Origin of the sequence: Bradyrhizobium betae, from assembly GCF_050632175.1 — a bacterium.
Classification (GTDB): domain Bacteria; phylum Pseudomonadota; class Alphaproteobacteria; order Rhizobiales; family Xanthobacteraceae; genus Bradyrhizobium; species Bradyrhizobium betae_B.
The window spans coordinates 5017263-5037180 of record NZ_CP192576.1 but is presented as its reverse complement, the minus strand read 5'-3'; the positions used below and the strand labels follow the sequence as shown (position 1 = coordinate 5037180).

At 64.5% G+C, this 19918-nt stretch carries 13 protein-coding genes and 2 pseudogenes; 6 read left to right on the top strand and 9 right to left on the bottom strand.

The features are described 5' to 3' along the window. Nucleotides 1–151 precede the first annotated feature (151 nt). A complete protein-coding gene (locus ACQ86E_RS24225) occupies nucleotides 152–838 on the bottom strand; it encodes a DUF2848 domain-containing protein (protein WP_431202126.1) in 687 nt (228 codons plus the stop codon). Further along, nucleotides 831–2180, bottom strand: a complete 1350-nt coding sequence (locus ACQ86E_RS24220) for an amidase (protein WP_431202125.1) — start codon at nucleotides 2178–2180, stop codon at nucleotides 831–833. Before ACQ86E_RS24220 ends, ACQ86E_RS24225 begins: the two co-directional genes overlap by 8 nt. Nucleotides 2181–2360: 180 nt before the next feature. On the opposite strand from ACQ86E_RS24220, the gene ACQ86E_RS24215 reads away from it, so the two are divergent. The 3 genes and pseudogenes from ACQ86E_RS24215 (at nucleotide 2361) to ACQ86E_RS24205 (ending at nucleotide 4835) form a co-directional block, all read left to right on the top strand. Then, nucleotides 2361–2774: a Zn-ribbon domain-containing OB-fold protein gene (locus tag ACQ86E_RS24215; protein ID WP_431202124.1), complete on the top strand. Its 414-nt coding sequence runs from the start codon at nucleotides 2361–2363 to the stop codon at nucleotides 2772–2774. A gap of 3 nt (nucleotides 2775–2777) precedes the next feature. Next, a complete protein-coding gene (locus ACQ86E_RS24210; protein ID WP_431202123.1) occupies nucleotides 2778–3917 on the top strand; it encodes a thiolase C-terminal domain-containing protein in 1140 nt (379 codons plus the stop codon). A 4-nt stretch (nucleotides 3918–3921) separates the two neighbouring features. After that, nucleotides 3922–4835: pseudogene (locus tag ACQ86E_RS24205) on the top strand (SDR family oxidoreductase). 134 nt (nucleotides 4836–4969) lie between these two features. Here the strand turns inward: ACQ86E_RS24205 and ppc are convergent. Both ppc and ACQ86E_RS24195 read right to left on the bottom strand, forming a co-directional pair. Then, nucleotides 4970–7762, bottom strand: coding sequence for a phosphoenolpyruvate carboxylase (ppc, locus tag ACQ86E_RS24200; protein ID WP_431202122.1), 2793 nt, complete (start codon nucleotides 7760–7762; stop codon nucleotides 4970–4972). Between the two features lie 1146 nt (nucleotides 7763–8908). Beyond that, a complete protein-coding gene (locus ACQ86E_RS24195; protein WP_431202121.1) occupies nucleotides 8909–9313 on the bottom strand; it encodes a YccF domain-containing protein in 405 nt (134 codons plus the stop codon). A 195-nt stretch (nucleotides 9314–9508) separates the two neighbouring features. Here ACQ86E_RS24195 and glgX point away from each other — a divergent pair, with 195 nt between their 5' ends. Then, entirely contained in the window at nucleotides 9509–11626 is a 2118-nt protein-coding gene (gene glgX, locus ACQ86E_RS24190) for a glycogen debranching protein GlgX (protein WP_431202120.1), read from the top strand. A gap of 8 nt (nucleotides 11627–11634) precedes the next feature. On the opposite strand, the gene ACQ86E_RS24185 is transcribed toward glgX, so the two are convergent. The 5 genes and pseudogenes from ACQ86E_RS24185 to ACQ86E_RS24165 all read right to left on the bottom strand — a co-directional run bounded on the left by ACQ86E_RS24185 (nucleotide 11635) and on the right by ACQ86E_RS24165 (nucleotide 17166). Beyond that, complete coding sequence (locus ACQ86E_RS24185; protein ID WP_431202119.1) at nucleotides 11635–12942, bottom strand: caspase family protein; 1308 nt, start codon at nucleotides 12940–12942, stop codon at nucleotides 11635–11637. 16 nt (nucleotides 12943–12958) lie between these two features. Next, a pseudogene (locus ACQ86E_RS24180) lies at nucleotides 12959–13435 on the bottom strand (tetratricopeptide repeat protein); the annotation flags it as partial. 332 nt (nucleotides 13436–13767) lie between these two features. Further along, a complete protein-coding gene (locus ACQ86E_RS24175; RefSeq protein WP_431202118.1) occupies nucleotides 13768–14562 on the bottom strand; it encodes an enoyl-CoA hydratase/isomerase family protein in 795 nt (264 codons plus the stop codon). A gap of 113 nt (nucleotides 14563–14675) precedes the next feature. Further along, nucleotides 14676–16220 (bottom strand): acyl-CoA synthetase, encoded by a 1545-nt coding sequence (locus ACQ86E_RS24170; protein ID WP_431202117.1) that lies wholly within the window; start codon nucleotides 16218–16220, stop codon nucleotides 14676–14678. Between the two features lie 136 nt (nucleotides 16221–16356). After that, on the bottom strand, nucleotides 16357–17166 hold the full coding sequence (locus tag ACQ86E_RS24165) for a crotonase/enoyl-CoA hydratase family protein (RefSeq protein WP_431202116.1): 810 nt from the start codon (nucleotides 17164–17166) through the stop codon (nucleotides 16357–16359). Between the two features lie 115 nt (nucleotides 17167–17281). On the opposite strand from ACQ86E_RS24165, the gene ACQ86E_RS24160 reads away from it, so the two are divergent. Both ACQ86E_RS24160 and ACQ86E_RS24155 read left to right on the top strand, forming a co-directional pair. Next, nucleotides 17282–18154, top strand: a complete 873-nt coding sequence (locus ACQ86E_RS24160; RefSeq protein ID WP_431202115.1) for an SDR family oxidoreductase — start codon at nucleotides 17282–17284, stop codon at nucleotides 18152–18154. A 78-nt stretch (nucleotides 18155–18232) separates the two neighbouring features. Continuing rightward, a complete protein-coding gene (locus ACQ86E_RS24155) occupies nucleotides 18233–19813 on the top strand; it encodes a fatty acid--CoA ligase (protein WP_431202114.1) in 1581 nt (526 codons plus the stop codon). The last annotated feature ends 105 nt before the right edge of the window (nucleotides 19814–19918 follow it).

Below are 19918 nucleotides of genomic sequence, written 5' to 3'. Positions count from 1 at the left end.
TTCTCAGGTCCGGCACGCCCAACGCCACCCGATTTCCGATGACTACCTCCCCGTCATTGCGAGCGAAGCGAAACCATTCAGAGTCCCTCCGCGGAACAAGCCTGGATTGCTTCGTCGCAAGTGCTCCTCGCAATGACGGTGCGGAGGCAGATTAGCCCCGCACCGGCAACATCACCACATCATAGCCGTGCCTGATCGTTCGCTTCAGCACGGGGTCTTCCAGCTCAAAATCGAAGCGGTCGGCGGGGCGGATGCCGCCTTTGGCCGCAAAGGTGCCGCCGAACATGGCGCAGCCGTCGGGGAATTTCGCGCCATCGAAACCGCGCGCGATGAGGTCGGCGACCGGCAGCATCGCGTCGAGCGTGCCCTCCTGATAGAGCACGCGCTCGCCCTTGATGGTGGCCCAGGAGCGCAGTATCATCCTGTCCCAGTGGCCGATGACGTCCTCGAGCTCCCACAGCGTCGATGCGATCGGCTTGTCGCACATCTGCTTGGACACGGTGACATTGTAGGCCTCGACCTTGCGGTCGGTATGGTCCGAGCCGCAGCCGACGAAGATGCGGCCCTGCCAGCCGACCAGCACGAACTCGACTTCGCCGGAGGAATCTCCACCGGTGCACTCGATGCTATCTTCCTGGGTCAGCCGTCGCGCCGCGCCACGATAGTAGATCGGCGTCGAGGCCGGCGGGGCGATGCCCATCTCCTGCAGCTCTTTGATGTGCTTGTCGCGCGCGACCGGATCGCGGCCGGTCCAGCCGGCGATGACCATCTGGTCGATCGCCAGCGTTAGCGGCGTGGTGGTGTCCTGGGCGTCGACGGTGAAAGTCAGGTCAAACACGAATGACGGCCTCCATGCCGGCAGCAAGTTCAAAGATGCGACGGTCCGAGCCGCCCGCCCCCGCCAGCATCAGGCCGACGGGAATTTCGCCGTCACGATGTGCGGGCAGCGAGATAGCGCAGCCGTCGATCATGTTGATCAGAGTACAATTGCGTAGAGCGCGCAGGTTCTGCGTGGTGAACGCCTTGTCGTCGGCGAGATCCGCGATCTTCGGCGGCGTGTTGGCGGTGGTCGGAAGCACCAGGGCGTCATAGGGCGCGATGCGGGCGTTGACGCGGGCGATCAGCGAGCGGCGCTCGTTGAGGAGATCGATATAGTCGGCCGCGCTCTGTGCCTCGCCGCGCAGGATTCGCACGGAGACGCGAGGATCATAGACGTCTCCCTTCGAGGTGAGGAGGTAGCGATGCCAGGCATAGCTTTCGGAGGCGGCAAAGCCGCCCTTGGCATTCATCGGGCCGATGTCGTGGAATTCGGCCATCTCGATCCGCTCGATGATGGCGCCGTGGTCGGCGAGTGATTTCAGGGCGCGCTCGAACGTCGCTGAGACCTCTGCATCGAGGTCGTCGAGCGCGATCGTGGTCGGCACTGCCAGCCGCATGCCCTTCGCGGGACGCGGCTTCAGCGCGATGATCGGTTCGTTCGCGAGCACCGCGTCCAGAATGGCACAGCAGCTGACCGATCGTGCCAGCGGCCCGATGCTGTCAAGCGAGAACGACAGCGGCACGGCGCCATCGAGCGGCACGCGGCGCTGGGTCGGCTTGTAGCCGACGATGCCGTTATAGGCGGCGGGAATGCGGCAGGAGCCGCCGGTGTCGGTGCCGAGCGCGCCGTGCGCCATGCCGTCGAGCACGGAGACCGCGGCACCGGACGACGAGCCGCCGGGCACATGTCCCTCGGCCCGGTTCCAGGCTCCTTTCGGCGTGCCGTAATGCGGATTGATGCCGATGCCGGAATAGGCGAACTCGGTCATGTTGGTGCGCCCGATCACGACGAAGCCGGCCTTGCGCAGCCGCGCCACCGTCGCGGCGTCCTGCTCGGCCGCCGGGGAATCATCGAGCGCACGAGAGCCGGCGCGCGTCACCTGACCCCTGATGTCGAACAGATCCTTGATCGAAACCGGGATCCCGGCATAGCGCGACGGCGCGGCTTTCGCCTTGCGCAAGCCGTCCATGGCGTCCGCAGCGGCAAGCGCAGCGTCCTTGTCGACGTGGATGAAGGTGCGCTGGCCCTCGCCGGCGGGATCGGCGATCCTGGCGATGCAGGCCTCGACCAGCTTGCGGGAGGTGGTGCGGCCGCTTTCGAGGTCGTCGGCGAGCTTCGCCAGTGTCGGAAAATCGGTCATGTCTGTCTCACGGAATATTGCGCGCGCAATCTATAGCGCCGGCTCGGTTCGACACAAGCATTGTGCGCATGATGGCATGCATGCGCATTGCTGGACCGTTGACGCGCCATGGTCGATTGTCGCATCAAGAGTGGAACAGGCAGGTCTGAAACCTGAGCCTTTTTGGGAGGAGCTGCCGACATGGCCGAACCGCAGCGCGCGCGACCGAAACCGACGCCGGAGACCCAGCATTTCTGGGAGGGCGCCAAGGCGGGCGAACTGCGCCTGCAGCGCTGCGACGCCTGCGCGCATGTCTATTTCCCGCCGCGCCCGTTCTGCCCGTCCTGCGCCTCGCGCAAGGTCAGCATCTTCAAGGCGAGCGGCAAGGGCTTCCTCTACAGCTACGTGATCAACCACCGCCCCGCGGCACCCGGCTTCACGCCGCCTTACGCGATCGCGGTGGTCGAGTTGGCCGAGGGGCCGCGGATGATGAGCAACATCATCGACTGCCCGCAGACCCCGGAGGCGCTCGAACTCGACATGAAGCTCGAAGTGGCCTTCGAGGCGCTCGACGACAAGATCACCCTCCCCGTCTTCCGTCCGGCGAAGGGATAGACCATGCGCAGCAACCAGGTTGCCGTCGTCGGCGCGGCCGAGACCACCGAACTCGGCGTCATTCCCAACGCCTCGCAGCTGCAGCTTCACGCGGACGCGGCGCTCAACGCCATTGCCGATGCAGGGCTGAAGCTCTCCGACATCGACGGCTTTGCCACCGCGGTCGAGACGCCGCAGCAGGTCTGCCACTATCTCGGCATCAAGCCGACCTGGGTCGACGGGACCTCGGTCGGCGGTTGCTCGTTCATGCTGCATGTTCGCCATGCCGCCGCGGCAATCGAGGCAGGTCTGTGCAAGACCGTGCTGATCACGCATGCCGAGAGCGGCAAGTCGATGATCGGCAAGGCGCCGCGCTCGATCCCCGCCGACAGCCTGCAAGGCCAGTTCGAGGCGCCTTACGGCGTCTACGGACCGCCCAGCATGTTCCCGATCCCCGTGCTGCGCTTCATGAAGACCCACGGCATCACGCATGAACAGCTCGCGTCGGTGGCCGTGGTGCAGCGGGAATGGGCGGCGAAGAATCCGCGCGCGATGATGAAGGACCCGATCACGGTCGCCGATGTCCTCAACTCGCGCATGATCGCCTATCCGTTCCGCCTGCTGCAGTGCTGCCTCGTCACCGACGGCGGCGGCGCGCTGATCCTGACCTCGGCCGACCGCGCCAAGGACTTTCCGCGCAAGCCGGTCTACATCATGGGCACCGGCGAGAGCGTGGAGACGCCGATGGTCAGCCAGATGGAGACGTTCAACTCCTCGCGCGCCTTCACGACCGCCGGTCCGCTGGCGTTCAGGGAGGCCGGCATCGCGCACAAGGACGTCGATCATCTCATGATCTACGACGCGTTTGCGCATCTGCCGCTGTTCGGCCTCGGCGATCTCGGCTTCATGCCGCATGAGGAGACCGGCAAGTTCATCGCGGACGGCAACACCCGCCCCGGCGGCAAACTGCCGCTCAACACCAATGGCGGCGGATTGAGCTACATGCATTCGGGCATGTACGGCATGTACGCACTGCAGGAGAGCGTGCGGCAGATGCGCGGCATCGCGCCGGCGCAGGTGCCGAACGCGAAGATTTCGGTGTGCCACGGCGTCGGCGGCATGTTCGCCGCCAGTGGCACGATCGTATTTACGAACGAGAGGTAACCACATGAGCAAATCACTGAACGACAAGGTCATCATCGTCACCGGCGCGGGCCGCGGCATCGGACGCGAGATCGCGCTGCTGTGCGCGGCGGAAGGCGCCAAGGTCGTCGTCAACGATCCCGGCGTGGCCGCCGACGGCGCCGGCACCAGCGCCGCGCCGGCCGAGGAAGTGGTCGAGGAGATCAAAAGCGCGGCGGCACCGCCATTGCCAATTTCGAGTCGGTGGCGGAGGCGATCCCCGCCAGCAAGATCGTGAAGGCCGCGACCGACCATTTCGGCCGGCTCGACGGTGTCGTCAACAATGCCGGCATCCTGCGCGACATGATCTTCCACAAGATGAGCGTGGAAGCCTTCGAGGCCGTCATCAAGGTTCATCTGATGGGCTCGTTCTATGTCAGCCACGCCGCCGCGCGCATCTTCCGCGAGCAGGAATCCGGCTCCTTCGTGCACTTCACCTCGACCTCGGGCCTGATCGGCAATTTCGGCCAGGCCAACTACGCCGCCGCCAAGCTCGGCATCGTCGGGCTCTCCAAATCCATCGCACTCGACATGGGCCGCTTCAACGTCCGCTCGAACTGCGTCTCGCCGTTCGCCTGGACCCGGATGATCGGCACCATCCCGACCGAGACCGACGCCGAGAAGGCGCGGGTCGAGAAGATCAAGCAGATGGGCCCGGAGAAGATCGCGCCGATCTGCGCCTATTTGCTCTCCGATGCCGCCAAGGATGTCACCGGGCAGATCTTCGGCGCGCGCATGAACGAGCTGTTCCTGTTCAGCCAGAACCGCCCGCTGCGCTCGGTGCACCGGAGCGAAGGCTGGACGCCGCAGTCGATCGCCGAACACGGCATGCCGGCGCTGAAGGGCTCGTTCTACAAGCTCGACCGGTCCGCGGATATTTTCCCGTGGGATCCGGTTTAAAGAGCGAACTCTCTCCGTCATGGCCGGGCTTGTCCCGGCCATCCACGCCTTGACGCACGGCACGAAGAACGTGGATGCCCGGGACAAGCCCGGGCATGACGACTGAATGCGGAGCGGCGACGTCGCTCTTGAAATTACCCCGTATTCCGCAGCCCCGCCGAAATCCCGTTGATCGTGAGCTGAATCCCGCGCAGCACCTGCTCGTCCGGGTTCTGCGCGCGGTGCTCTTTCAGCAGCTCGACCTGCACGTGGTTGAGCGGATCGAGATAGGGGAAGCGGTGGCGCACGGAGCGCTCCAGCAGCGGGTTGCCTTGCAGCAGGCGGTCCTGGCCCATGATGTCGAGCAGCGTTTCGATGCAAGAATGCCATTCGCGGCGGATGCGGCCGAAGATTTTTTCACGCAATGCCTCGTCCGGGACGAGCTCGGCATAGCGCGAGGCGATCGCGATCGAGCTCTTGGCGAGCACCATGTCCATGTTCGAGAGCAGCATGCGGAAGAACGGCCATTCCTTGTAGAGTTCTTTGAGGAACGGCATGCCCTTGTCGGGATGCGCCGCGATCCACTGTTCGACCGCGCTTCCGAAGCCGTACCAGCCCGGCAGCATCAGGCGGCACTGCGCCCACGAGAACACCCAGGGAATGGCGCGCAAATCCTCGATCGCGCGGGTCTTCTTGCGCGAAGCCGGACGGCTGCCGATGTTGAGCGTCGCGATCTCGTTGATCACGGTCGAGGCCCAGAAATAGTCGACGAAGCCTTCTGTCTCGTAGACGAGACCGCGATAGGCCTTGAAGGCGAGGCCCGACAGTTCGTCCATCGTGGTGAGATATTCACGGCGCGGCGCGCTCTGGCGCGGATGCAGCAGGCTCGCCTCCAGCGTCGCGGCCGCGAGAACCTCCAGATTGCTGCGGCCGACCTCGGCGTTGGAATATTTCGACGAGATGATCTCGCCTTGCTCGGTGATGCGGATCTGGCCGTTCACCGCGCCGCCGGGCTGCGCGATGATGGCGTCGTAGCTGGGGCCACCGCCGCGGCCGACCGAGCCGCCGCGGCCATGGAACAGGCGCAGGCGCACGTGATGCCGCTCGAACACCTCGACGAGACCGATCTCGGCCTTGTAGAGCTCCCAGCCCGAGGTGACGAAGCCGCCATCCTTGTTGCTGTCGGAATAGCCGAGCATGACCTCCTGCACCCCGCCACAGCTATCGACGAGGCGACGGTAATCATGCAGCGACAGCATCCGATCCATGATGACGGATGAGGCCTGCAAATCCTCGATGGTCTCGAACAGCGGCACGATGTTGATGGCGCTGCGCCCGGAGGGATGAACGAGGCCGACCTCCTTCAGGAGCACGGCGACCTCGAGCATGTCGGACATGCTCTTGCACATCGAGATGATGCATTGGGGAATGGCGTCCGAGCCGAACTTCGCATGCGCCTCCGCGGCGCCATGGAAGACGTTGAGCTCGCCCATGGTCTCGTCGCTGTACTTGACGAATGGCGACACCAGCGCACGCGGGCTGCGCAACTCGTTGGTCAGCAGCGAGATGCGTGCGTCCTCGCCGAGCGCGAGATAGGACATGCCGGGGTTGGCGGCGTCCATCAGCTCGGCGATGGTGCGCTCGTGCACGGCGGAATTCTGGCGGATGTCGAGCCGCGCCAGATGGAATCCGAAGCAGTCCACCGCGCGCCGCAGCAGCCGCAGCCTGCCGCGCGCGATGACGCCGGCGTTGTTGGCGATCAAGGAACGATGCAGCACGTCGAGATCGGCCTGGAACTCCCTGACGCTGCCATAGGGCGCGCCCTTGCCGACCGGCCGGCGGGTGATCTCGACCTGGAGCTTTTCGGCCGTCGCGGTCAGGCGGGCATAGATGCCGGAGACCGCGAGACGATAGGGCTCGCCGATCCGGTGCGGCGAGGTGTCGGGCGAACGCTCCGCCAGGGTGCGCAACTCCTCGGAGATGTCGGCCAGATGCGCCGCGATCGACAGCTCGGAGCCGAGCACGTGCAGCTCTTCCAGATAGAACTGCATCACCCGGCTCGACTGCAGCCGCAGCGTGCCGCGCATCACGTCGGCGGTAACGAACGGATTGCCGTCGCGGTCGCCGCCGATCCAGCTTCCCATGCGCAGGAACGAGGCGAGTTCGCCCGCGGCCTGCTCGCCGCCCTCCTCCAGCCGGTCCTCCAGCTTATTGACCAGCCGCGGAACCTCGCGAAGAAATGTGTAATCGTAGAACGACAGCCCGTTGGCGACCTCGTCGAGCACGGTGAGCTTGGTGCGGCGGAGCAGATTGGTCTGCCACAGCGTCAGCACCTCGCGGCGAAGCTGCTCGTCGGAGGCCGCGACCTCGTCCGCGGTCAGCGCGACGCGCTCGCGGCGGTCGAGCAGGCTGGCCACCTCCATCTCGCGGTCCATCGTGCTCTTGCGGCGGACCTCGGTCGGGTGCGCGGTCAGGACCGGGCTGACCAGCGCGGTCTTGAAGAAACTCCGCAGCGCATCCGCATCGATCCCAGCGGCTTTGGCATGGGCCAGCGTTTCCGCCAGCACGCCGGAGCCACTGGCGGCACTGCGGGCGCGCATCTGGCGGATGTTGTTCTGGTCCTCGGCGATGTTGGCGAGGTGGGAGAAATAGCTGAAGGCGCGGACGATCCGCACCGTCTCGGAGGTCGACATGCTGTCGAGGATCTGCTCGAGCTCGCGGCGGGCGAGCCGGTCCTCGTCGCGGTGGAACCGGATCGAGGTCTGGCGGATGCGCTCGACCAGGTCGAACACATCGGCACCCTCCTGGTCGCGCACCGTGTCGCCCAGAATACGCCCGAGCAGGCGGATGTCGTCCCGCAGCCGCGCATCCGCGTCCAGCGCCTGGACGTCTTCGGGCCGGTTGGGGCGTTGCTCGCTGGCATCGGATGATACGGTTTGGAGGGACATCGGCGCGCGCTCCTTCTAGAGCTCCCTATGGCTCCCCGGCCCGTTCGAGTGTGCAAGTTTTTTGCCGCAGCGCAAGATGAGTTTGGGGGCGACGCACATTCGAGCCACGCCTTCGCGGTCTCGCGGCATAGTCTGCCCGAGTTTTGCTGTCCGTTTCGCCCTCGTCGAGAACAAAGGGCGCAGGGAAGGCCGGGCACCGGCTGGCACCCGAGATCCGCATACGCAAGACGCACGCGGGGTGACCACAGGTGTTGCCGGTCGCCCGGCCTTCCCTGCGCAATGGTTTTACGGCTTATGGCGCGCTCTCCTCGGGGAGCGATGCACTATTGCCCCCGTCGCCTTGCGGATGATCGATGCGCGCGCCGGTCGGCCGCCACACCACCGCAAGCCTTGACGCCAGCCTGCGGGCGTCAGGACCACACGCTTTTGCCGTCCGCGGACGTCCCGCCCCGATCATCCGGAAGCTCGCGCGTGCTCGCCCCCGAAGCCGAAAGGAAACGCTGTGACCACGCCGTGTCGATCCCGCGGATCGCGATGGCTCACGGGATTGACCCGCCCTGCCATCCCGTCACGCGCCGGCGCTGCCGCGTCCATCGCATCCCGGCCTCACGTATCGTGACGATCGCGAAACGCCCCTTTGGCGGGCCGGGATGGAATACGGTTTAGCCGAAGTCACCAATTCGGTCAATCGGAATATTTTGAGGCGGGCCGCTTGACCCGCATGTAGGGTGTTTTGCCCGTCAGGCAGCGCGAGGGATGGTGGAGAGAGAGTAACTAAGGTTTCGAAGATGATCGACGTCGGCGGACGACGAGCCAGATCGCGAGCGACGTGACGATCCACCAAAAGCCGATGAGGCACAGCCCGAACCAAAGGTGATGTGAGCCCTGGCTAACCGATCCCATAGCGCATCTCACGCCTGCTGGCGGACATAGCTCGTCCGATAGCCGAACCAGCCAGATCGCCGGCATCCAAACGGCTTTGAATACGGGCTCAATTGTTCCGTGGCTCGAAACACCTATCGCAATCACGCCCAGCGCGCAGATCAAGCCACCGAACAGATGCAGTATCAAACGCATTGTGTCCGTAAACAATCGCGAAGTGTGTCGGGTTGCAACCAGAAAGGCCAACCATCCCGCTTTTCGGCCCTACGCCGGCACGATCACCTTGCCGATCGGCCACAGCGCGATGCCGGCGAGCTTCAGATGGGCCCAGGCGAAGGGAATGCCGACGATGGTCACGGCCAGCACCAGCGCGGTCACGAGATGGCCGAGCGCGAGCCACCAGCCGGCCAGCACGAACCAGATGATGTTGCCGATCACCCCGAGCGGGCCGGTGCCGATATCGCTCATGCCGGTGACGTCGTAGCGGTTGACCGCCTTCGAGCCGAACGGCAGCAGCGTATAGACGGCGATGTTGAACGCCGCCCGCGCCCAGGGCAGGCCGATGATGGTGACGGCCATGATGACCGCAGCGATCAGCCAGCCGGCCGCCATCCAGGCGCCGCCGATGAGGATCCAGAGCAGGTTGAGCAGGATGGAAACGGGGGTCATGGGATTATCCGCGATCAATGATGCTGCTTATATAGGCGCGAATATCGTCGTTGCGAAGACAGCTCCCCCGACGAGACACGGAGTCCCGTCGCTTCATTTAATTGACGCACGCGACGACCAGAATGGCAGGGCGATTGAAACAATCGGGACGCCGTGGCGTTGCTGTCGCGGCCAATGGGGCCCTGGGGGATTTACATGTCCGATTTCGTCATCGAGGAAGGCCTGCCCTATCCGCTGGGTGCCCATTGGAGCGGCAAGGGCACGAATTTTGCGGTGTTTTCAGCCAACGCCACCAAGGTGGAGGTCTGCCTGTTCGACGGCGACCGCGAAACGCACCGTTTCGAGCTGCCGGAATACACCGACCAGGTCTTCCACGGCTACATCGCCGGCGTCGGGCCCGGCACATTTTACGGCCTCCGCGTCCACGGCCCCTACCAGCCCGAGGCCGGCCATCGCTTCAACCCGAACAAGCTGCTGCTCGATCCCTATGCGCGCGCCCATGCCGGCACCCTGACATGGGACCCGGCGGTGTTCGGCTACAAGATGGAGACCGGCGACGACACCACCTTCGACGAGCGCGACAGCGCGCCGTTCATGCCGAAATGCGTCGTGGTCGATCCGGATTTCGACTGGCAGGCGGAGGCCGCGCGGCAGAACGTCCATTGGGACGAGACGATCGTCTACGAGACACACGTCAAGGGGTTTACGAAGAAGCATCCTGCCGTGCCCGAGCACCTCCGCGGCACCTATGCGGGCTTCGCCGCGCCCGAGATGATCGGACACCTGACATCGCTCGGCGTCACCTCGGTCGAGCTGCTGCCGGTGCATTCGTTCATCAATGACGACTATCTGCTGAAGAAGGATCTGGTCAATTACTGGGGCTACAACTCGATCGGCTTCTTCGCGCCAGACCCGCGCTACGCCTCCGACGTGCCGAACAGTCTTCGCGAATTCAAGGAGATGGTGTCGAAGCTGCACGGCGCCGGGCTCGAGGTGATCCTCGACGTCGTCTACAACCACACCGCGGAAGGCAACGAGCTCGGGCCGACCCTGTCGTTCAAGGGCATCGACAACGCCAGCTACTACCGCCTGCTGCCGGACAGGAAGCGCTACTACATCAACGACACCGGCACCGGAAACACGGTCAACCTGTCGCATCCGCGCGTGATCCAGATGGTGATGGACAGCTTGCGCTATTGGGCCGGCCACATGCATATCGACGGCTTCCGCTTCGACCTCGGCACCATCCTCGCCCGCGAAGTCTACGGCTTCGACGAGCAGAGCGGATTCCTGAAGGCGATGGACCAGGATCCATTGCTGGCAACCGTCAAGCTGATTGCCGAGCCCTGGGATTGCGGCCCCGGCGGCTATCAGGTCGGGGGCTTCCCGCCGGGCTGGGCCGAGTGGAACGACAAATATCGCGACATCGTGCGCGACTTCTGGCGCGGAGAGGCCTCGCCCTCGGCGCTCGCCGCCCGGCTACTCGGCTCACCCGACATCTTCAACCGCTGGGGCGGCCGGCGCTCATGGGCCAGCGTCAACTTCGTCACCGCGCACGACGGTTTCACGCTGAACGACTGGGCGAGCTACAACGACAAGCACAACGACGCCAATGGCGAAAACAACAAGGACGGCAATTCGAACAATCTGTCCTGGAATTGCGGCGTCGAAGGCCCGACCGACGACAAGGAGATCATTGCGCTGCGCGAACGGCAGAAGCGCAACATGCTGGCGACGCTGCTGCTCTCGCAGGGCACGCCGATGCTGCTCGGCGGCGACGAGTTCGGCCGAACCCAGCAGGGCAACAACAACGCCTATTGCCAGGACAGCGACATTTCCTGGTTCGACTGGACCTTGGGCGAGGATGCACAGGCGCTGCTCGCCTTCACCAAGCGCGTGATCCAGCTCCGCCGCGACTATCCGATCCTGCGCCGCAGCCGCTTCCTCACCGGCGCGCACGACACGCAGCTCGACATCCGCGATGTCGTCTGGGTCAACGCCACCGGCGGCGAGATGACGAGCGCCGACTGGGAGAATGGCTGGCAGAAGTGCTTCGGCGTCGTGCTCGACGGCCGCGCGCGCAAGACCGCGATCGCACGCCATGGCGAGGACGACAGCGTGCTGATCATCCTCAACAGCTACGAGGGCGAGGTCGATTTCAAGCTGCCGCACACGACAGCAGGGCCGTGCTGGTCGCTGCTGCTCGACACGACGATCGCCGACGGAGCGTCCGGCGATCGTTTCGAGTTCGACAGCATTTACAAGGTGCCGGGCCGGTCGTTCCTGCTGTTCGTCGGTGGCGAGCTGGCGTAGAGCGCGGATCAGTTCGACGCGACGAAAAAGAGATCTTCACCCGGCAACGAGCCGTAGGTATACGGCTCCTGCCGACCCGCCGTTGCCTCCATCACATCGTCGCGGACGAGGCGAAACAGCTTGTTGATCTCGACGCCGGGCGTGGCGATCCGTTGAATCATCGCGACCGCAAAGGGCGAATTGCCGCCCTCGCCGTCGAGCGCGACCTGGCCATGCTTGGCGGCGAACACGACCAGTGAGGCGCCTGATACGCGGACCTCGCCAAGCCCGCGCCCGATCGAGCGCGTCGCGGCCCTGTCGCCCGCTGCAGATCGCCCGGACGCTTCCACGACTGGAACCGTCGTTTTGCGCATCTGCGGGGCGAACGGGTTGTCCCGGCAGGCATCGAGCACAATCAGGCGGAGCTTTCGCGCGCCTTCGAGCGCGGCCATGACCTGATCGGTCGGAATGGCCTCGAACTGGACATCGCGGTCCGCCGCGAGTCTCGCATCGACCGGGATCAGATAGTTCTGCCCGTTCACCTCGATGCCGTGGCCCGCATAGTACACCATGGCCCAATCGGATTTCTCCGCGCGATCGGCAAAGCTGCGCAGCGCTTCGAGCAGCTTCTCGCGGGACAGATCCACCGCAAGCACGACGTCGTCGAACCCGATCCGGCGCAGCGAACTGGCAATGCCTTCCGCATCCTTTTGCGGATTGGCCAGCGCGCCGACGTTACGATAGGCGGAATTGCCGATGACCAGCGCAATCCGCCGACCCGGGCTCGCACTCGCTTTCGGCCTTGGTTTCTCCGCCTGCACGGTCTTTTGCGGAGGTGAAGGCGGCGCGGCGGGTGTGGAGACGACGTCCGGCGTCGGGATCGAATACTGGTTCACGGCCTTCTTGGGCGCGGGCGGAATGACGGGCTGAGGCGCCCCGGAATCGAGGGCGGCAAGTCGCGCCCTTGCCGTTCGCAGCGCGCCGGCGCTGGTGTCGTATTGATAGGGATTGAGGCCGGTGACCTTCTCGAAATCCTGGCGCGCCTGCTCGATATGGCCGAGCTTCTCGTGAGCAAGGCCGCGTCCGACGAAAGCGAGCGGGAAATCGGGGCGCGCGGCGAGAGCGGCATTGTAATCGACGATGGCGCGGTCGAGCTCGCCGACATACCGCCGGGCATCGGCGCGATAGACCAGCGCCAGCGCAGCACCGGGATTGATCTCGATCGCCCGGTTGAAATCGATGATCGCGGCTTCCAGATCGCCCTTCAGTCGATTGGTCTCTCCGCGCCCGGTATAAGCCGTCGCGTTCTTCGAGATCGAACCGGATGGCGCTGTCATAGTTCTCGATCGCCGCAGCATAGTCACCCCTGTGCCTGTGGATCAGGCCGAGATTGATATAGGCGTTGGAGGATTTGGGATTGAGCTCGAGCACCTTGGCCAGATCAGCTGACGCGAGGTCGATCTCCTCCATCGTGATGAACGCGACCGCCCTGCTGTTGTAGGCCTCCGCGATGCGAACCTTGTCGCCGGACGCCACACGGATCCGGATGACCTCGTCATGGTCCTTGCGCGCCAACTCGAACTGTCCGCTGCGCTCGAAGGCGCGCGCGCGGTTCCTCAGAGGTATGGTTCGGTCGCTCGATCCGGCCCCCAGCGAAAGGTTGAAATCCTCGATGGCGCCCGAGAAGTCCCCCTGCTCGATCCTGATATTGCCCCGCGTGTTGAGCAAGGCACTTCGCGCCTGCGGGTTCTTCGTCAGCGCGATGGCCTGCTGAACATCTGCCATCGCGAGATCGAGCTTACCCTGCCCCAGGTAGGCCACGGCGCGCATGAACAGGGCAGATGCCTTCGGTTCCCCGGGCGGATTGGTCGACAGGAACACGCCGCACGCAGAGATGCGGAGCTCGTTGGTGGGTGCCTGAAGGCACTGCGCCCCCGACTGCTTCTGGACGGCGGTGGCGGCGAACGCGGTGGAGCTGAACGTCGCCGCGCAGGCAGCAAGGATCAGCCCAAGCAATTGGCTCTTCGAGAATACGGACAATGACATTCCAGACTGACAATCAGAATCGGATGTCAGGAGCGTAGCCTGGATCACGCATGGCGCAATCTAGGATCTCCGTTGGAACCCGAGACCAAGCCGGATCTCGCCGTGACCATCCAGACCTACTTCCCCTCGAACTTCGCCTCGCGCTTCTCCATGAAGGCCTTCATGCCTTCTGCCATGTCCTGCGTCTTGAACAACGGCAGGAGCTGGAGATAGACGTGGTGGACGTGGTCCGAGAAGTTCTCGTTGAGGCCCATCCGCATCATGCGCTTGGAGGCCTGCACCGCGAGCGGCGCGTTCGCCGCTATCTCGCGGGCGATCGCGGTGGCGCGGGTCATCAACTCGGTATCCGGCACGACCTCGTTGGCGAGACCCCAGTCGAGGCATTCGCGCGCGCTCAGCGTCCGGCCGGTGAAGATCAGCTCGGAGGCCTTGGCCCAGCCGAGCATGCGCGGCAGCAGCCAGGTGCCACCGGATTCCGGCACGACACCGCGCTTGACGAAGGCGGCGGCGAGCTTCGAGGATTCCGCCATGATGCGGATGTCGCAGCCGAGCGCGGTATCCATGCCGTAGCCGGCCGCGCCGCCATTGACGGCGCAGATGGTCGGCTTGTCCATCGCCTGCAACACCGTCGGCGGCGTGTTGCGCAAATTGATCGTGGTCGGTGACGACGCCGCGCTGAGACCGTTGCCGTCGCGCTCCTTGCGCAGGTCGAGACCGGCGCAGAACGCCCGCCCCTTGCCGGTGAGGATGACGACGCGGACGTTCTTGTCCTCGTTGGCCTCTGTCAACAGCCGCGCCAGATCGTTCAGCATCGGCCCGGAGATCGTGTTCATGCGCTCCGGCGCGTTCAGCGTGATGGTCGCGATGTGGTCGGCGACGGTGTAGAGGACTTCGTTGGTTGTGTCGCTCATATGAATGTTTCCCCTTGGTAGGGTGGGGCAAAGGCGCGCTTGCGCCGTGCCCACCATCAATACCTCGATCGTCATGGTGGGCACGCTTTCGCTTTGCCCACCCTACACGTTCGTCAGATCTTCCGTCCCGCCTGCTCCCAATAGGGATCGCGCAGGCGGCGCTTGAAGATCTTGCCTGAGTCTTCGCGCGGCAAACCGTTGCGGATCTCGATATGCTTGGGCACCTTGTAGTCGGCCAGCGAAGTCTTCAACCGCGCACGGACATCGGCGGCATCGAGCGTGACGCCTGGCTGCGGCTCGACCACGGCCATCAGCGCCTCGCCGAACTCGGCATCGGGGATGCCGAACACGGCGCAATCATGCACGCCGGGAACGGCGTGCAGCACGGATTCGATCTCGACCGGATAGATGTTGACGCCGCCCGAGATCACCATGTCGCGCTTGCGGTCGCAGATGAAGACATAGCCGTCCGCGTCGATGTAACCGACATCACCTGAGGTGATGAAACCGTCGCGGTCGATCTCGGCACGCTTCTCCGGCTTGTTGTGATAGGTGAAGTCCGCCATCCCGGCCATGCGGGAATAGATCTCGCCGATCTCTCCGACGCCTAACAAGCCTCCGTCCTCGCCGACGAAGCGCAGCTCGGCGCCGGGCGAAATCCTGCCGACCGTGCCGGGCTTCCTCAACGCGTCCTCGGAGGTCGCGAAGGTGACCGCGCTGGATTCAGTCGAACCGTAGAACTCGTAGATCACCGGCCCCCACCACTCGATCATGGCGCGCTTGACGTCCGCCGGGCACGGTGCCGCGGCATGGATGATGTGGCGGAGCGAGGAGACGTCGTATGTCCTGCGCACCGCCTCCGGCAGCTTCATCAGGCGAATGAACATGGTCGGCACCATGAAGATGGTGTCGATCTTGTATCGCTCGATCAGTTCAAGAAATTCTTCGGGCTCGAAACGCGGCATCAGCACCAGGACGCCGCCGAGCTTTCCGGCGCGGATGCCGAACGAGTTCGGCGCAGAATGATAGAGCGGCCCCGGCAGGATCGCGCGAGCGCCGGGTTTCAGCCCGTAGATCATCGCGCGCATGCGCTCGCCGGCCGCCTGCTGGTCCGGCGTCGGCGCATTGCGGCGCACGCCCTTGGGATGGCCGGTCGTACCCGACGTGTAGATCATGTTCATCGGCTGCGGCACGACAGGACCGTCATAGGGCTGGAGTTGCGCAAGCCAGGATTCGAAATCGATCGCGAAATCCGGCGTCATCAGATGATCGGGATCGATCTTGTAGCTGGGCAGGATCTCCGGCGGCGTCGGCACGCTCAGCACGGTGACGCCGTTCGGAATCACGTCGCGCAAGGCGTGCAGCATGTCGGCATGTCCGATCAGCACGGAGGTGCCGGTGTCGCCGAGGATGTAATTGATCTCCTCCGGCTTGAAGTGCCAGTTGATCGGCACGCCATAGGCCCCGAGCCGCATCGCGGCGAAGGCGGCTTCGAGGAAGGCGATGTCGTTGCGCATCAGCATGCAGACGCAGTCACCCTGCTTGACGCCGATTTTGGCGAGGCCGGAGGCGATGCGGTCGGCGCGGGTGGCGACTTCCGCATGGGAACGGCGGCGCTGGCCGGAGACGATGCCGAGGAATTGGGGCGTTTCGCTCATTTTGTTTTTCTTTGTTGTTGTGTTTGTCATTCCGGGGCGATGCGAAGCATCGAACCCGGAATCCATTTAACAGCGTACGATGAGGCTCGATGGATTCCGGGCCCGCGCCTACGGCGCATCCCGGAATGACGGAAGATTAATCCACATACTTCGCCGCACGCTTCTCCAGATTGGAGCGCACCGCTTCGGTCTGGTTGGCGCTGCCGATCAGCTTCTGCTGCTCGACGGATTCGGCCAGCAATGCGGGACCGGGATCGACCGAGAGATTGTTGAGCAGGCGCTTGGCGGCGCGGATCGCATCCGGGCTCTTGCCGGCGATCTCGCGCGCGACTTCGAGCGCGGTGGCGCGCGGGTCGTCGCAGATGCGCGTGGCAAGACCGTAACTCATCGCCTCCTGCGCGGAGAAGATTCGCCCCGTATAGGTGAGATCGCGCAGGATGTCGTCGCGCACGAGCGAGGCCAGGATCGGCGTGCCCGCCATGTCAGGGACGAGGCCCCATTTGATTTCCATCACCGACATCCGCGCATCCGGCGTGAGGAAACGCATGTCGGCGCCGAGCGCGAGCTGGAAGCCGCCGCCGAAGGCGACGCCCTGGATCGCCGCGATCACCGGCACGGGGAGCTGGCGCCAGCCCCACACCGCCTGTTGTGGAAAGTTTGCCTGGCCATGCGTGCGCTTGGTGAGGTCGCGATTTTCGCCACCCGGAATTCCGTTGCCGCCGCCTTCCTTCATGGCGGCAAAACGCCCCATGTCGAGACCGGCGCAGAAGGCGCGGCCCTCGCCGGAGAGCACGACGGCGCGCACGCCTTTTTCCTTCGAAAGCCGCTCGGTTGCGGCGACGAGGGCCTCGAACATCGCCTGATCCAGCGCATTCATCTTGTCCGCGCGCACCAGACGCACGTCGGCGACCCCTTCCGAGATCGAAATCGAGACGCGCTCTTCCATGGATCAATTCTCCCCTGTTCTTGCCTATTCTTGTTCGGCGCCGCTTTACAAAAAGACGGCGGCCGAGTTTAGTCAATCGACCAATTAACTGACAATCCGTACGGGAGAAACGGCGATGTTCAAGGAAAATCTTCTGGCCGGCAGGAACATCCTCGTCACCGGCGGCGGGACCGGGCTCGGCAAGTCGATGGCGGCACGCTTCCTCCAGCTCGGCGCCGAGGTGCATATCTGCGGCCGGCGCAAGGTCGTCTGCGACGAGACCGCGAACGAGCTGATGGCCGAGTACGGCGGCCGCGTCACCAGCCACGGCGTCGACATCCGCAACGCGCTCGCGGTCGAGGAGATGGTCGAGGCCATCTTTCGCGATGCGCCCCTCACCGACCTCATCAACAACGCGGCCGGCAATTTCATCTCGCGCAGCGAGGAGCTGTCGCCGAGGGGTTTCGACGCGGTCGCCAACATCGTCATGCACGGGACGTTCTACGTGACGCAGGCGATCGGCAAGCGCTGGATCGCGCTGAAGCAACCCGGCAACGTCGTCTCGATCACCGTGACCTGGGTCCGCAACGGCTCGCCCTACGTGGTGCCGTCGGCGATGAGCAAGTCGGCGATCCACGCCATGACGATGTCGCTCGCCACCGAATGGGGCCGCTACGGCATTCGGCTGAACACCATCGCGCCGGGCGAGATTCCGACCGAGGGCATGAGCAAGCGCATCAAGCCGGGCGACGAGGCCGGCGCGCGCACCAAGGCGATGAACCCGATGGGCCGCGTCGGCACCATGGAGGAGTTGCAGAACCTCGCAGTGTTCCTGATCTCCGGCGGCTGCAACTGGATCAATGGCGAGACCATCGCCATGGACGGCGCGCAGGCGCTCGCGATGGGCGGCAATTTCTATCAGCTCCGCGACTGGAGCGACGACGACTGGAAGACCGCCCGCGAAAGCATCATGGCGCAGAACGAAAAGGACCGGGCGAAGCGGGGGTAGCTCGCTCTCTCCCGTATTGTTTTTAGGCGCGGATGACGCCACACTTCGCGTCATAAAAACATAAGCCACGGGAGAAACATGTCCACCACACAGCCATTAGCGAATCTCGCCGACATGGTGCGCGAGCGCGCCAGGAACCGCGGCAGCGCCACGGCCTACGAGTTCGAGGGCCGCGTCACCAGCTTTGCCGCGTTCGACGTCAACACCAACAAGGTCGCGAACGCGCTCCTCGCGATGGGCGTGAAAAAGGGCGACCGCATCGCCTATCTCGGCAAGAACAGCGACCTCTATTTCGAATTGCTGATGGGCGCGATGAAGGCCGGCGTCGTGATGGCGCCGGTGAACTGGCGGCTCGCGGGGCCCGAGGTCGCCTTCATCGTGGGCGACTGCAAGGCGCCGGTGCTCTTTGTCGGGCCGGAATTCATCACGCAGGTCCGCCAGATCAAGGATCAGCTGCCGAGCGTGCGCACGATCATCACCGCCGAGGGCGGCGCGCCGGAATGGCAGGATTTCACGGCCTGGCGCGATGCGCAGAGCGGCGATGATCCGAAGGTGCCGATCGACACAAGAGACATCGCGATCCAGCTCTACACGTCCGGCACCACCGGCAAGCCAAAGGGCGCGATGCTGAGCCACGCGAACTTCCTCAACCTCGTGCAGACCGGCAACGCCGCGGACAAGCCGGAGTGGAACCGGTGGTCGACCGAGGACGTGTCGCTGGTCGCGATGCCGATCTTCCATATCGGCGGCTCCGGCTGGGGCGTGATGGGCCTCTATCACGGCGCCCGCGGCGTCATCGCGCGCGAATTCGATCCGACCAAGGTGCTGGGTTTCTTCGAGCAATCCGGCATCACTAAACTGTTCATGGTGCCCGCGGCGATGCAGTTCGTGGTGCGGCAGCCGCGCGCCAGGACGGTCGATTTCTCGCGATTGAAATACATGCTCTACGGCGCCTCACCTATCCCGGCAGCACTGCTCAAGGAGTGCATCGAGGTCTTCAAATGCGGCTTCGTGCAGATGTACGGCATGACTGAAACGACGGGCACCATCGTCGCGTTGCCGCCGGAGGACCACGTCGAGGGGCTGGAGCGGATGCGCTCGGCCGGCAAGGCGCTGCCGGGCGTCGAGATCGCGATCCTCGATATCGACGGCAAACCGCTGCCGCCGCGACAGGTCGGCGAGATCGCGACGCGCTCGGGCTCGAACATGGCCGGCTACTGGAATTTGCCTGAAGCGACCGCCTCGACGCTGCGCGGCGATGGCTGGCTGCGCACGGGCGATGCCGGCTACGTGGACGAGGATGGCTATCTCTACATCCACGACCGCATCAAGGACATGATCATCTCCGGAGGCGAGAACATCTATCCCGCCGAGGTCGAGAGCGCGCTGTGCGATCATCCTGATGTCGCCGAGGCCGCCGTGATCGGCATTCCCGACGAGAAATGGGGCGAAGCGGTCAAAGCCGTGGTGGTGATGAAGCCCGGCAAGCAGGCGACCGCCACCGACATCATCAACTTCACCCGCGAGCGTATCGCCGGATTCAAGACGCCGAAGAGCGTTGAGTTTCTGCCGGCGTTGCCGAGGAATCCGTCAGGTAAGATCCTGCGGCGGCAGTTGCGCGAGCCGTATTGGGCGGGGAAGGATCGAAGGGTGAATTGATCGCGAGGCGACCGAGCAATCCAGACTAGCTCCGTGGAAAGATTCTGGATTGCTTCGCTTCGCTCGCAATGACGCTGTAGAGGCAGAGGCGTGGCTCTCTCCCCG